The organism is Nonomuraea sp. WAC 01424, from assembly GCF_003947315.1.
GTDB classification, from domain to species: domain Bacteria; phylum Actinomycetota; class Actinomycetes; order Streptosporangiales; family Streptosporangiaceae; genus Nonomuraea; species Nonomuraea spiralis.
In genome coordinates, this window is the sequence record NZ_QHHZ01000001.1 from 526,774 (window position 1) to 540,812 (window position 14,039).

General features: G+C 66.7%; 9 protein-coding genes. 5 read left to right on the plus strand and 4 right to left on the minus strand.

The window, feature by feature from the left end; translation table 11 throughout:
* The first annotated feature begins 37 nt into the window (after nucleotides 1–37).
* From DMB42_RS02490 to DMB42_RS02510, 5 genes are all read left to right on the plus strand, one after another.
* Nucleotides 38–1,966 carry a CRTAC1 family protein gene (locus DMB42_RS02490; RefSeq protein WP_221761986.1) on the plus strand — a complete coding sequence of 643 codons (1,929 nt, stop codon included), beginning with the start codon at nucleotides 38–40 and terminating at the stop codon, nucleotides 1,964–1,966.
* Nucleotides 1,956–2,897: an enediyne biosynthesis protein UnbU gene (locus DMB42_RS02495; RefSeq protein ID WP_125630118.1), complete on the plus strand. Its 942-nt coding sequence runs from the start codon at nucleotides 1,956–1,958 to the stop codon at nucleotides 2,895–2,897. Before DMB42_RS02490 ends, DMB42_RS02495 begins: the two co-directional genes overlap by 11 nt.
* On the plus strand, nucleotides 2,897–8,626 hold the full coding sequence (locus DMB42_RS02500; RefSeq protein WP_125630120.1) for a type I polyketide synthase: 5,730 nt from the start codon (nucleotides 2,897–2,899) through the stop codon (nucleotides 8,624–8,626). Before DMB42_RS02495 ends, DMB42_RS02500 begins: the two co-directional genes overlap by 1 nt.
* On the plus strand, nucleotides 8,623–9,090 hold the full coding sequence (locus DMB42_RS02505) for a thioesterase family protein (RefSeq protein WP_125630122.1): 468 nt from the start codon (nucleotides 8,623–8,625) through the stop codon (nucleotides 9,088–9,090). The genes DMB42_RS02500 and DMB42_RS02505 overlap by 4 nt, the downstream gene beginning before the upstream one ends.
* A gap of 638 nt (nucleotides 9,091–9,728) precedes the next feature.
* Nucleotides 9,729–10,535 (plus strand): helix-turn-helix transcriptional regulator, encoded by an 807-nt coding sequence (locus DMB42_RS02510; RefSeq protein ID WP_185844430.1) that lies wholly within the window; start codon nucleotides 9,729–9,731, stop codon nucleotides 10,533–10,535.
* Here DMB42_RS02510 and DMB42_RS02515 read toward each other — a convergent pair.
* From DMB42_RS02515 to DMB42_RS02530, 4 genes are all read right to left on the minus strand, one after another.
* Nucleotides 10,503–10,979: a tetratricopeptide repeat protein gene (locus DMB42_RS02515; RefSeq protein ID WP_185844431.1), complete on the minus strand. Its 477-nt coding sequence runs from the start codon at nucleotides 10,977–10,979 to the stop codon at nucleotides 10,503–10,505. The genes DMB42_RS02510 and DMB42_RS02515 overlap by 33 nt on opposite strands.
* A 161-nt stretch (nucleotides 10,980–11,140) precedes the next feature.
* Nucleotides 11,141–11,542, minus strand: a complete 402-nt coding sequence (locus DMB42_RS02520; RefSeq protein WP_125630128.1) for a cytochrome c-type biogenesis protein CcmH — start codon at nucleotides 11,540–11,542, stop codon at nucleotides 11,141–11,143.
* Nucleotides 11,539–12,144 (minus strand): TlpA disulfide reductase family protein, encoded by a 606-nt coding sequence (locus DMB42_RS02525; RefSeq protein WP_125630130.1) that lies wholly within the window; start codon nucleotides 12,142–12,144, stop codon nucleotides 11,539–11,541. The genes DMB42_RS02520 and DMB42_RS02525 overlap by 4 nt, the downstream gene beginning before the upstream one ends.
* Nucleotides 12,104–14,035, minus strand: coding sequence for a heme lyase CcmF/NrfE family subunit (locus DMB42_RS02530; protein WP_185844433.1), 1,932 nt, complete (start codon nucleotides 14,033–14,035; stop codon nucleotides 12,104–12,106). The genes DMB42_RS02525 and DMB42_RS02530 overlap by 41 nt, the downstream gene beginning before the upstream one ends.
* Between the last annotated feature and the right edge of the window lie 4 nt (nucleotides 14,036–14,039).

Sequence of the window (14,039 nt, forward strand, 5' to 3'; positions counted from 1 at the left end):
GTACGGCGAGAAATCACGGCACGTGTTCGGGGGGATCGTGTTGCAACGAATATGGCGCGGACTGCTGGTGCCCGCCGTGGCACTCGCGGTCGTGGGGGCGCTCGTGACCGTGAGCCGGGAGCCGACCATGGCGGAAGACGAGCGGGCACGGCTGGCCGAGCGCTTTCGCTTCGTCCGGATGGATCTGCACGGGGATCCCGCACACGCGGCGACGGTCCGTCGGGTGGCGCCCGGCCTCGCCCGGATCTCGGCGTGGATCTCGGCGGTCGGCGCGGCCGTGGCCATCGCGGACATCGCAGGCAGCGGCCGGGACGGCGATGTGTGCCTGGTGGACCCGCGCGATGACTCCGTGACCGTACGCCCGGCGCCGGGCACGGGTGATCGCTTCACGCCGTTCCGGCTGACGCCCCGGGGATTGTGGTGGAATCCGGCGACAATGGCGCCGATGGGCTGCGTGCCGGGCGACTTCAACCAGGACGGACGCGCTGACCTACTGGTCTCCTATTGGGGGCGGTCACCCGTCCTGTACCTGCGGCGTGACGGGCTCGATCGGCCCCCTACCGCGGACGGCTTCCAGTCACGTGAACTGGTCTCACCCCCGCGGATCTGGAACACCGAAACCGTGAACATCGCCGACGTCGACGGCGACGGCCGTCCGGACGTCATCGTCGGGAACTACTTCGCCGACGGCGCTCGCGTGCTGGATCCGGAGGCCGGGCCGGATCCGCTCATGAAGATGCAGGACGGCATGTCCAACGCCGCGGGCGCCGGCACCGCACACGTCCTGCTGTGGAAGTCGGGTCTGGGCGGGGCCGCTCCGGACGCCTCCTTCCAGGAGGAACCGCAGGCGCTGCCACCGGACGCTCGTACCTCCTGGACGCTGGCCACGGGCGCGCAGGACCTCACCGGCGACGGGCTGCCGGAGCTGTACCTCGCCAACGACTTCGGACGCGACCACCTGCTGGTCAACCGCTCCTCGCCCGGCCGCGTCCGCTTCACGACCGCCGCCGGGACCCGCACGCTCTCCACGCCGAAGTCGAAGGTCGTCGGGCGTGACTCGTTCAAAGGCATGGGCGTCGCGTTCGCCCAGCTGGGCCCCGATCCGTTGCCACACATCCTGGTCAGCAACATCACGCTTCCCTACGCGCTCCAGGAGAGCAACTTCGCGTTCGCCCCCGCCGGGACGGCCGACGACCTGCTCAAGGGCGTTGCCCCGTACCAGGACCGCAGCGAGGAACTGGGCCTGTCCCGGTCCGGCTGGGCCTGGGACATCAAGACCGGAGACTTCACCAACAGCGGCGAGCAGCAGATCCTGCAGGCCGTCGGGTTCATCAAGGGGGAGACCAACCGCTGGCCTCAGCTTCAAGAACTGGCGATGACCAACGACTCCTTGCTGCGGGAACCCGCCGCCTGGCCGGACTTCGGCCCAGGGGACGACCTTTCCGGGGCCGCGCACAACAGATTCTTCGTCCGGACGCCGCAGGGCCGCTACACAGACCTGTCCACCATGCTGGATCTGGAACAGGAGACGCCCAGCCGGTCCTTCGCCCTGGCCGACACCGACGCCGACGGCCGCCTGGATTTCGCGGTGGCCAACCAGTGGGGCCGGTCGACGTTCTACCGCAACGCCGGCCGGACCGGTGACCACGTGGGCCTGCGGCTGCGGGTGCCGGCACCGGCGGGTCGTGACGGCGCGCTCACCCCGGCCATCGGCGCACGGGTCACCGTGTCTGCACCGGGTTCGCCTTCGCAGACCCAGCAGGTCTACCCGGCCAACGGGCACACCGGCGTGTCCAGCCCCGACCTGCTCTTCGGCCTGGGCGACCGCCCGCTGCGGGACGTGGCCGCGGAGATCATCTGGCGGGACGCGTCGGGCCTGCATCGCATCACCCGGACCCTGCGGCCGGGATGGCACACCGTGGTCCTGGAGCACGGCTCGTCGAACGGAGGCCGACGTGGCCGCTGAACTGTCGCCTGATCAACGGCGTATCAAGGCGCTACGACGCTTCGCGTTGTCCATCACCGTCCTCACCGTGCTGGGGCATGCGTGGCTCGGCTTCGAGCAGGCATACCTCACGCCGATCGTGACGGTGCTGACCGCCTACGCCGTCGAACTGACCCTGGAGAGCCTCGAAGCACTGGCCTCTCGACGGCGGCCCCGGTTTCTGGGCTCGGCGGCGACATTCGCCGACTTCCTGCTTCCGGCGCACATCGCCGGGCTGGCCTCGGCGATGCTGCTCTTCGCCGGCGACCGGCTGGCCCCGTACATGCTCGCGGTCGCGGTCGCCATCGCCACCAAGTACGTCGTCCGGATACGCGTCCACGGGCGGCTCAGGCACGTCCTGAACCCGTCCAACACCGGGATCACCGTCGTCCTCCTGCTGTTCCCGTGGGTCGGCATCGCGCCGCCGTACCAGTTCACCGAGTACAGCCCCGGTCTGTGGCGATGGGTGATCCCGCTTGTGATCCTTGCCGCCGGGACCATGCTGAACGCCAAGCTGACCGGGAAGATGCCGCTGATCCTCGGATGGCTGGGCGGGTTCGTCCTGCAGGCCGTGATGCGGGCGGTGCTGACGGAGGTCTGGCTGCCGAGCGCGCTGTTGCCGATGAGCGGCGTGGCGTTCATCCTCTACACCAACTACATGATCACCGACCCGGGCAGCACCCCGGTCGCCCCCCGCCGCCAGGTCGCGTTCGGGCTGGCCGTCGCCGCCGGCTACGGGGTGCTGGTGGCGGCCGGCGTGTCATTCGGGCTGTTTTTCGCCTTGACGTCGGTCTGCGTGACGCGCTGGCTGGGACTGGCCGCGCTGAACCTGTGGCGGCGCACGGCCCCCGACCGGCGGCCCGCCCCTGTCACCACCCCGCTCGAGGTGGCGGCCGAATCGAGGAACTCCTGATGGACGAGCCCATCGCGGTCGTGGGAATCGGATGCCGCTTCCCCGACGCGGACGACCCGAGCCGCCTGTGGGAGAGCGTGCTGGCGAGGCGGCGGGCGTTCCGCCGGCTGCCTGCCCAGCGGCTCGACCCTCGGGGTTACATCTCCTCCGACCGGTCGGCCGCCGACACCACCTACGTCAAGCGCGCGGCGCTCCTGGAGGGCTGGACGTTCGACCGCGAGCGCTTCCGCGTGCCGGGCTCCCTGTATCGCGCCGTGGATCCGGCGCACTGGCTCGCACTCGAAGTCGCCGACGCCACCCTGAGCGACGCCGGAGCACCCGGCGGCGAGGGGCTGGACCGTGACAGGGTCGGCGTCGTCATCGGCAACTCCCTGACCGGCGACGTCACCCGGGCCCATGGACTGCGCACCCGCTGGCCGTATGTGCGCCGTACCGTCGCCGCCGCGCTGTCAGCCGAGGGCCTGACGCCTAAGCAGCGCGACCGGATGCTCGCCCGCTTGGAGGAGGACTTCAAGCGGCCGTTCCCCGTACCCGGGGATGAGTCGCTGGCCGGCGCGCTGGCCAACACGATCGCCGGGCGGATCTGCAACCACTACGACTTCCACGGCTTCGGCTACACCGTCGACGGCGCCTGCGCGTCGTCACTGCTCGCCGTGATCAACGCGTGTGCCGCGCTGCAGCGGGGTGAACTGGACCTCGCCCTGGCGGGCGGGGTGGACCTGAGCCTGGATCCGTTCGAGCTGGTTGGATTCGCCCGCCTCGGCGCGCTGGCCGAGGACGAGATGCGTATCTACGATCGTGATCCGACCGGCTTCCTTCCCGGAGAAGGCTGCGGGATGGTGGCGCTCACCGGCCTGTCCCGCGCCCACGAGCGCGGCATGCGAGTCTATGCCCTCATCCGCGGTTGGGGCGTGTCGTCCGACGGCGCGGGCGGCCTGACCCGGCCGGAGCAGCGTGGTCAGGCACTCGCGCTGGACCGCGCCTACCGCATGGCCGGCTTCTCACCCGCGACGGTGGATCTCATCGAAGGACACGGCACGGGTACTCAGGTCGGCGACGCCGTCGAACTGGACGCGCTCACTGCCACGCTGAGACGGGCCGGCCGCGAGGGCGCCCCGGCCGCGCTGGGGAGCATCAAGGCCAACATCGGCCACACCAAGGCGGCCGCCGGCATCGCCGGCCTGCTCAAGGCCGTGCTCGCCGTCCACCACGAGTTGCTGCCGCCGACCACCGGCTGCCGGTCGCCGCGTCTCGAGCTGACCGGCGGCGCGCCGGTGCTCCGTACGGCGCAGGACGCCGAACCATGGTGCGGCCCGCACCGCCTGGCCGGCGTCACCTCCGCCGGGTTCGGCGGTATCAACATCCACGTCGTCGTGTCCGAGGCACGACCCGGCCGGCGGACGACTCTGACTGCGAGAGAGCGGCGATTGAGCATGCGGCCTCCCGGCTGGGAGGTGGTCGCGCTCGGCGCGGCCGCCCGCGAGGGACTCGCGCGCGAGCTGCGGATGCTGGCCGGGCACGCCGCCGCACTGTCCGACGCCGAATTCACCGACCTGGCGGTGACGCTCACACGGCGGGCCTCGCGCGACCGGCCCTGGCGGGCGGCCGTCGTCGCGGACGGCCCGTCCATGCTCGCAGATCGGCTGCAGGGCGCGCTCGGGCTCGTCATGGCCGGGGAGGACGCGCATGTCGGCGTGCGTGACGGAACGTTCGTGTGGGGACGCCGACCGGCGCAGCTCGGGCTGCTGCTGCCCGGTCAGGCCGCGCCGGTGTATCCCGACGCGGGCTGGACGGGGCGGCTGGTCGACACCGGCGACCTGTTCGCCGACGGCCCGGTAGAGGCGGGCACGGCCAACACCACCGTGGCACAGCACGCCATCGTGCGTTCCTCGCTCGCCGGACTACGTTACGTGGCCGCGCTGGACGTGGCAGCCGTCGGCGCAGTGGGACACAGCCTGGGCGAGCTCACCGCATTGTCCTGGGCCGACGCGCTGAGCGAGCAGGAAGCGTTGCGGCTCGCCCGCACGCGGGGTGAGGCGATGGGCCAGATGCCCAGAGAAGGGGGCATGATCAGTCTTGCCACCGGTCCCGAGCCGGCCCGACGTCTCATCGAGGGCACCGCGGCCGTCATCGCCGCCTGCAACGGTCCCGCGTCGGTGACCGTCGCCGGTCCCGCGCACGACCTGGAGACGGTTCTGGCTCGGGTGCTTGAGCATGGGGTACAGGCGACGCGTCTGCGCGTGTCCCACCCCTTCCACACGTCCGTCATGGCTCCGGCGGCCGAGGAACTGGAGCCGCACTTCAAGGCGGCCCGGCTCCGTCCACCGCGGCACGACGTGTACTCCTCGGTCACCGGAAAGCTGATCACAGCCGACGTCGACCTGGCCGCCCTGCTGAGCGAGCAGCTCACCGCGCCGGTGCAATTCGCCGACGCCCTGGAGGGCCTGCTCGCCCACGCCGATCTGCTCATCGAAGCCGGGCCGGGCACGATGCTCACCGGTATCGCGGAGCAAGCGGGCGTGCCGGTACTCGCTCTCGACAGCGGCAACCCCTCGGCGCGCCCCGCTGCGGAGGTGACGGCGGCCCTGTTCGCCGCCTGCGGCGCCAACGCCGGTGCCTTCGTCCACGGCAGAGGAGCACGGCATATCGACGCCTCGCAGCCGAGGCGGTTGCTGACCAGCCCGTGCGAAACCACCTTTCCCGCCTCGCCTGAGCACGAAGGAGCGGGCGAACCAGCCAAGACCGGGACGCCCGCGCGTGGAGTGCCGCCCGAGGCGGCTTGCGACGCGCGGGCCGTGGTCGAGGAGCTGCTCGTCACCGAACTGGAACTGCCCGCGGTACGGCCGCAGGACCGGCTCCTCACCGATCTGCACCTCAACTCGCTGAAGGTCGGCCGGCTCGAGGCCGAAGCCGCCGCCCGCCTGGGCAGGGCCGCGCCCGTGGCGCCTCCCGCACTGGCCGGCGCCACGGTCGCCGACCTGGCCGCCTACGTGGACGAGCTGCCCGAGGCCGGGCAGGAGCTCGACTCCCTCATCGCCGGGGTCGCCCCTTGGGTACGAGCGTTCGAGCAACGATGGGTACCGGCCCCGCCTCCCGGCCGCGTCGTCGCCCGGGACTGGAAGATGTCGGCCACACACAATCCTCTCGCCGCCGAGCTTTCCGCCTGCTTTCCGCCTGGAGAAGGCGCGCCGAGCCGACTCGTCGCACTACCGCCCGGTGACGAGGACGCCGCCGACATCCTCACCGCCGCGCTCCAGGAGGCCGCGGCCGAGAACGTGCCGATTGTCGTCCTGCACCACCAGGGCCTAGGCGCCGCGCTCGGCCGGAGCATCGTAGCCGAACGTCCCGACATCGACTGCCTGGTGATCGACGCACCTGCGACCAAGGCAGGGCTGGAGCAGGCCGCAGAGGAGGCATCGCGGGTCTTCCACGGGTACACCGAGATCACGGTCGACGGCCGAGGCGGGCGGACCACGCCGGTGACTCGCCATCGACGGCTGCGTCGCCGCGGCGACCCGGAGCGGCCCCTCCCGCTCGGACCCGAAGATGTGTGCGTCGTCACCGGCGGAGCCAAGGGAATCGGTGCAGAGTGTGCTCTCGCACTCGCCCGGGCCACCCGCGCCCGTATCGTCCTGCTGGGCCGCAGCGAAATCGACGATCCGGAGGTCGCCGCGAATCTGGAGCGTTTCGCCGCCACCGGGGCGAAGGCCGTCTACCTGCCCACTGATATCACCGACCCCGCGGCGGTACGCCACGCGGTACGGCAGGCTTCCAGGCTGGGACCGGTCCGCGGCCTCGTGCACTCCGCCGGGCACAACCAGCCCGGACGCATCGAGGACCTGAGCCCGGAACGCATGCGCGCGACGTTCGCCGCGAAGGTCGGCGGCCTGGACCTCCTTCTGGCCGAGCTCGACGAGACGGACCTGCGCGTGCTGATCACCTTCGGGTCGGTCATCGCCCGGATCGGCCTGCCGGGTGAGAGCGATTACGCACTGGCGAACGAGCGGCTGCGGCTCCGCGTCGAGAAGGCGGCCGCGCGGCTGCCCCGATGCCGGTGCCTGAACATCGAATGGTCGGTCTGGTCCGGCACCGGCATGGGGGCACGCCTGGGCGCCATCGACACGCTGACGCGCCAGGGTGTCGCACCCATCCCGGTGCCCGAGGGCGTCGCGGCCTTCATGGACCTCCTCGCCGAGAACGACCTGCCGTTCGACGTCATGGTCTGCGGACGGCATCCGCGGGGGCAGACGCTGGTGTACGAACGGGAAGCGGTGCCGACCTGGCGGTTCCTGCAACGCCCCCTGATACATCATCCGGGCGTCGAACTGGTCACTGAAGCCGACCTGTCCATGCCCGAGGACCTCTATCTGGAAGACCACGTGCTGGACGGTGAGGCGCTGCTGCCCGCAGTTGTGGGAATGGAGGCGATGGCTCAGGCCGCCGCGGCAGTGGCCGGCCGCACGGACGCGCCTGCCTTCGAGCACATCAGATTCAGCCGGCCGGTGGCGGTGCCGACGAACGGCGTTTGCACCGTTCGGCTCGCGGCGCTCAGCCACGACGACGGCCAGATCGAGGTCGTCCTGCGCGCCGCGGAGACCGGCTACGCGGTGGATCACTTTTCCGCAGTGTGCCGGTTCGCCGACCGGGCACCCCTCCGCACCCTCGTCACCGGCAAGGGTCCAGGCGCCGCCGTCCATGATTACTACGGCACCCTGTTCTTCCACGGCCCCCGCTTCCACCGACTCCGGCGCTACGAGCTGCTCACCGCACGCCGATGCGAGGCGCTCGTCAACGCCGACCTCACCGCGACCTGGTTCGCCGGATTCCACGATCCGTACCTGCTCCTGGGCGATCCCGGTGCCCGCGACGCCTACATCCACGTGCTTCAGGGCTGCGTACCGGGACATCGGGTGCTGCCCGTCGCGGTGGAATCAGTGCAAAGCATCGCATTTCCCACAGGAACTGTGCAGGTACGTGCCCGGGAACGCAGCCACGACGGCGCCACATTCGTCTACGACCTTGACGTCGCCGACGCGAACGGCACCATGATCGAGACCTGGCGTGGACTGCGGCTCACCGATACGGGACCAATGCCAGACACCCAAGCGCTGACCTTGGAGATGCTCGGCCCGCACCTGGCCCGCGCCCTCGACCGGCTCTTCCCCTCGATCACGACCGATCTGGTCTGCGTCGCGAGCGGTACACGCTCGTCCCCCGCGACCACGGAACGCATGGTGCGGACGCTCCTGGACGGGAAACACGCCGTGAGCCACAGTCCGGAGGGTCGGCTGATCGTCTCTGGCGCGTACGCCTCCGCGAGCCATCACGCCGGGTACCTGATGGTGGCCACCGGGACGCGGCCCATCGCGGTCGATTGGGAAGCGGTCGACGGCGCGCCCGCGCAACGCTGGGACTCGCTCCTGAGTACATCAGACGCACAGGTCGCTCGGCAGATCACCGGCACGGCGGGAGAGCCGAAAACCTGGGCGGCCGCTCGGATCTGGACCGCCAGGGAAGCCCTGGCCAAGCTCGGTGCCGGTCCCTCCGATCCCCTCATCCTCGTCCCCGAGACCCGGGACGACGGCTGGCTGATCATGCATTCGGGACAACGGCGGATCGCCGGTATGGTCACCGCGGTCCGCGAGCTACCCAGCCCCGTCGCGATCGCCGTCTGTCTCCAGGGGGACCGGCAAGGGAGCACCCCCCTCACCCGGGACGGCGCCTCATGACACGCACCTACGTCCACCGCCACCGTGTCACCTTCGAGGAGACGAACTTCACCGGCAACGCCTACTTCGCCCACTACGTGCGCTGGCAGGGACACTGCCGCGAAGCCTTCCTCTCCGAACACTGCCCCCGCGTCCTGGACATGCTGCACGACGGGCACGCCCTCGTCACCGTCTCTTGCGGTGTCGACTACCTGCGCGAATGCTGGCCCCTGGACCTCATCGAGATGCACATGTCACTGTGCGACACCACCACGAACCGGATAACGATGATCTTCGACTACCAGCGCGTCGCGGACGCAGGCCCGGAACTCGCCGCGCGCGGCCGGCAGACCGTCGCCTTCATGCGGCGCCGATCCACCGGCCTGGAGCCGGCTCCGCTGCCCGCGCAACTCATCGCGGCGCTCGGCCCTTACACGAAGCGCACTGGAACACATTCGCCGGCGCCGTCCACAGCCGCGGACTAGATGGACGAGAGACGGCCCGATGCCCGCGCGGCACACAGGGACTCCACGATCGCGGCCCATGCCCGGCCGATCGAGTCGGTCATCGCCCAGAGGACGAAAGGCCGGCAGGGCGCCGTCTCTGGTGAGCGTCTTCCCCGAATCGCTTGTCACCGGGTGACCACCCGCCTGCGCGATCACGCAGAACAACGGCTCGTTCCGCTCCCACGCCGTCGTCCGCTCCTACCGTCTCCTGCCATTGGGCGTTCCACAGGTCCGCCTCGGAAGCGAGCCACTCCCATCATCACCGCCGTCGTACACTGCAGGCATTTCTTGTGGCCTATTGAGCGGCTTGGATCGTATGCACGAAAGCGACACGAGCACATCAAGAAAGCTCAACACCGAAACGACTTGCCCTATCAGAGGTCAAGTACCTTGGTGAAATATCAGATGAGCTTAATATTTCACCGTGGATTTTGATTCGCATCCCCAACGACCTAGGCAGCTCGCTTCGCCACCGAGCCGAGCCAATACGATTATGGTGTAGAGGCTTATCGGCACACAAATGGCCGGTGACTTGACGGAGCAGCACTATGGACCGGCTTCAAGCCATGCGGCCAGGAAACAACACATGCCACCATGAAGACCACGTCAGGTCCATCATGTTGGCCATCGCCAACATGAACGAAAGGCTGGCCGAGCCGCTAGAACTACGCGACCACGCACAGACCGCACATATGAGCTTGTTTCACTTTCATCGAACCTTCCATACAATCACCACAACCACCCCCGGCCGATTCCTCACCGCACTAAGAATCGCCGAGGCCAAGCAAATGCTCGTACGGACATCCACGAGTATCTTGGATATCAGCATCTCCGTCGGCTACTCCAGCTTGGGCACCTTCACGTCACAATTCACTAGGCTCGTGGGGCTATCTCCAGGGCGATTCCGATCTCAGGCACGCAAGGTGGCAGACGTACCAGTCATCGAACTGATGAATGTCAACCGTGCACCACAGCCTGACAGTTCCCCACTTCATCTTGAATGCTGGGTTCGCGAGCGCCCCGACCGTGCTCCTGGCCTCACCGTGATTGGATTGTTCCCTTCGCACATCGCCCAGACTCGACCCATCTCGTGCACGGTCACCACTTCTCCTGGCCCGATCCTGGTACCGGTTTCGAGATCTTCAGCAAAAGTCGTCGTATTGGCGATCAGTATGGCCGCGGAGGCGACAGTCGAACAAGTTCTTATGGAAACATCCGAAGCATCCATGTATGTGGGAAGAGGAAGTGATATGACACTCGGCGACCACATCTCCTCTTCGGAAGTCGTCTACATCCAGCTACGCAAGCGACAGTTGACTGATCCGCCACTTTTGACGGCGTTTCCCCTTCTCGCACAGGAGGGGATTTCACCTGAACAAACTTCTGATCGCTCACCTTCGACATCTTTCGCCGACAGCCCCTAGCAAACGCTTCACATCGGCTCGATAAGCCCCAAGAGGCGCCTGCCTCAGATATTCACAGAAATCCTCCGCAGCCTTTTTGGTCCGCCCCCCACCAAATGCTATCCTGCCGCGCAGGTATCGTGCTTGCATATTTCTCGGATCAAAAATCAATGCCTGCCCTACGGCCCAGCGCGCATCCTTCAGATGCCCCGCCATATACTGCATATATCCTAGATATGTATAGGCTTCAGAGTTACGATGGTCGATACTCAAAACTTTGATGTACTGCACGATCGCTTCTCTGACCGCTCCCTGGCTCATGTACTGGCGTGCCCGGGCCAGCAGTTCCTCGATCGACTGCGGTTCACCATTTCTGGATTGGGCAGGAGTCGAGCGTTCGAGTGCGGCGTTCATGGTCGTCATCGACGTACGAAGCGGGACCGATCCTGTGAGCAGCGTGGCCATCCCGATCACAAGAGCACCGCTCAGCATCCACCTGAAGCATCGCTGATGAGCACGTGAACCGATCCCATACTCGACCCGAGGCAGCCTCATGAGCGGCCAGAGTCCCACAACGAGCACCACCCATGTCAGGGCGGCCACCCCCACCGGCATTAGCCACTCGTTCAAGCTTCCTCCTGCTGACCATCGTCGGCCCAGCACCAGACCCGACGTCCGACCAGCACGAGTCCGATCAGCATCGCTAGCGGGGGGAGCCACCAGACGATCAGCCCCAGCCCACGGTTCGGGGGCTCCAGCAGGATCCAATCTCCATACGTAGCGACGAGGTCAGCCTCGATGGCCTGCGGATCGCGTCCCGCATTCAACTCCGAGTCGATCATCCTCCGGATGGTGCGGGCGATCGGCGAAGGAGAGTCCGCGACCGAGATGCCCTGACACGTTGGGCAGCGTAGTCGCTTCTCCAGTCGATATGCCTGCTCCTCGCGCGAAGGAGGCCCGCTGAGCTGGTGGGCGACAAAGAGCACGAGTGCGACGGCGACAACCACAAGGATCAGCCTCCGTCTCATTCACCCGTTCCTGCCATCTCCTCGATGTACCTCTCAAGCGCCGTATCATCCAGCTCACCGAAATGAACAGCGCTGACGTGACCATCCGGTGCCACGAAAACCGTCTGAGGAAGCCCTCGTACCCCATATGCCATAGTCGTCTTCGCGTCGACATCCACTCCATTCAGCCAGTCCACACCGGTTTGGCGCAGGAAGTCGTATCCCCTTTCCTTTACGTCATGGGCGAGCACACCCAGCACGACGAGTCCTTTCTCACGATGTCGCTCAAGCGCGCCGTCCAGCAGAACGAACTCCGAGCGGCACACATCGCACCACGAAGCCCAGAAGTTGATAATCATTGGGTGACCGGCGAAACGAGCCGTAGTGACGTTCCCAGGCCCCCCGATTCGGTCGAGACTGAAGCCTGGAGCTTGACGTCCGATGAGCGGTGCATGCTCCTCCGCTGGATCCCACACCAGCACACTGATCAGTACGCCCGCGAGAGATGTCAGCGCAGTGACCACCGCCGCTGCTGTTAGTCGGTTCAGGAGACGTGACGAAACATTCATATCGGTTCCCGTTTCATCGTGGTGCTGCAGAAAGGCCGTCGGCTTCTGCGACATGCTTGCCCATTACCCGGCGTCGGCGGCAAACGCTCACCAGCCCACCTGCAGCGGCGCATGCTCCACCCACCCACAGCAGACCGATCCCGGGATTGCTGTAGAAGTGAAAGTTGGCGCGTCCGCCTGGTTGTTCAATAGCGAGCACAGAGACGTATAGATCGCCAGTGAGATCATGCCTGATGGCCGGCATGCCCACCGGATCGGCTGACTGCTGGACCAGCCGGAGGGACGGCGACAGATCAACCTTTCCTACGGTGAGCTTGGCAATCAAATCCGTACGTTCCGGCCGTGTCTGAGTCTGTATGCCTTGGTAATGGACGATCTCGCCCTCAAAAGCCGACTGTTCTCCCGGCGACAAGGTGATCTCTGCTTGTCCTGCCAAACCCATCGAAGTGGCGATTCCGGCCGCTGCTATCGCCAATCCGGCGTGACCGAAAAATGCTCCGCAGACGCTATAGCGCTTGCCGCCCGCCCGCCACATCGACCAGGCCTCGATCGCGTTGACCAGAAGCGTGAACGTGGCTATCGCAAGCACCGCGACAACGACTCCGGACCGGACGCCTGCGGCCATGACGGCTGCCGCGACGCCGGCGGAGCCAAGCCCAGCAGGAACAGCCCGAGCCGCGACCCTCCGTGCTGACCATACCTGCCAGGCGAGCAACTGCCCGGCTCCCGCTAGCATTACGAGCAGGATCAGCAATGGGCCCGCCATTTCCTCGTAGTAGGCCCTGCCGACGCTCACTCGCGGCCCGGACAGCGCCTCGACTACCAAGGGATACAGCGTTCCGCTGAGCACAGTGACACACAAGACGATCAATACCAAGTTGTTTGCCATGATGGCGGTTTCTCGACACAGCACCGACCGCATATGGAACTTGTTGACAACCATTCCAGCACGAGTCCGGACGAGCCAGGTGCCACCTCCCAGAATTACCAGCAAAAATGCCAGATACATCCCGCTCACGGGTGACTCCGCAAAGGCGTGCACCGACGTCAGGAGGCTGCCTCGGGTCAGAAACGTACCCAAGGTGATCAAGGACAAGGTGACGACCAAGAGATAAAGATTCCACCTGCCGATCGGACCACCACGTTCTCGTAGCCTCGTGCTGTGAAGATAGGCTGTGGCAGTGAGCCATGGCATGAACGCCGCGTTCTCCACTGGATCCCAGGCCCAATACCCGCCCCAGCCCAGTACCTCATAGGCCCACAATGCCCCCAGCACCAGGCCGATGGTGAGAAAACACCAAGCGATGAGCGTCCAACGTCTCAACATAGGGGTCCAGCGAACCAGAAGGTTGTGGTCGCGCGCTATCAAGGCTCCCATCGCCAGGGCAAATGGAACAGTGAATCCTACGAAGCCCAAATAGAGCAGTGGAGGGTGGTACGCCATGAGGAAACTGCTCTCGAGCAGAGGCTGAGGGCCACGGCCGTCGGTCATCGATTCCGCGGTCGCGAACGGATCAATGACGAGTGTCAGCGTCAGATAGAACACCTGCACCACTCCGATCACCGCCAACGCCCAGGCGTGCGCGATCTCTTGGTGCAGCCGATGGCGACGCGCGAAGAGCGCCAGATAGCCTGCCAGGCACAAATTCCATAGCAGCAGCGAGCCGGCGTCGCCCGCCCACAGAGCAATCACGCGGTAGAAGACGCTCGTGCCGGAACTCGAATTCTCCGCGACATAGTGAATGCGGAACTCGTTGGTGAGCAGGGCTGCCACCATGGTTGCAACAGTCACGACGACGGCGATGAAAACCCCGTACGTGGCACTCCTCGCGCTGTCGAGCATGGCGCCCCGGCCGCGTGCACCGGCAACTGCTGCAGCTACGACCCAGCACGCCGCAACAAGAGCTAGGGTCAGCGCCATCTTCCCAAAAAGTGCCGTGCTCACAACC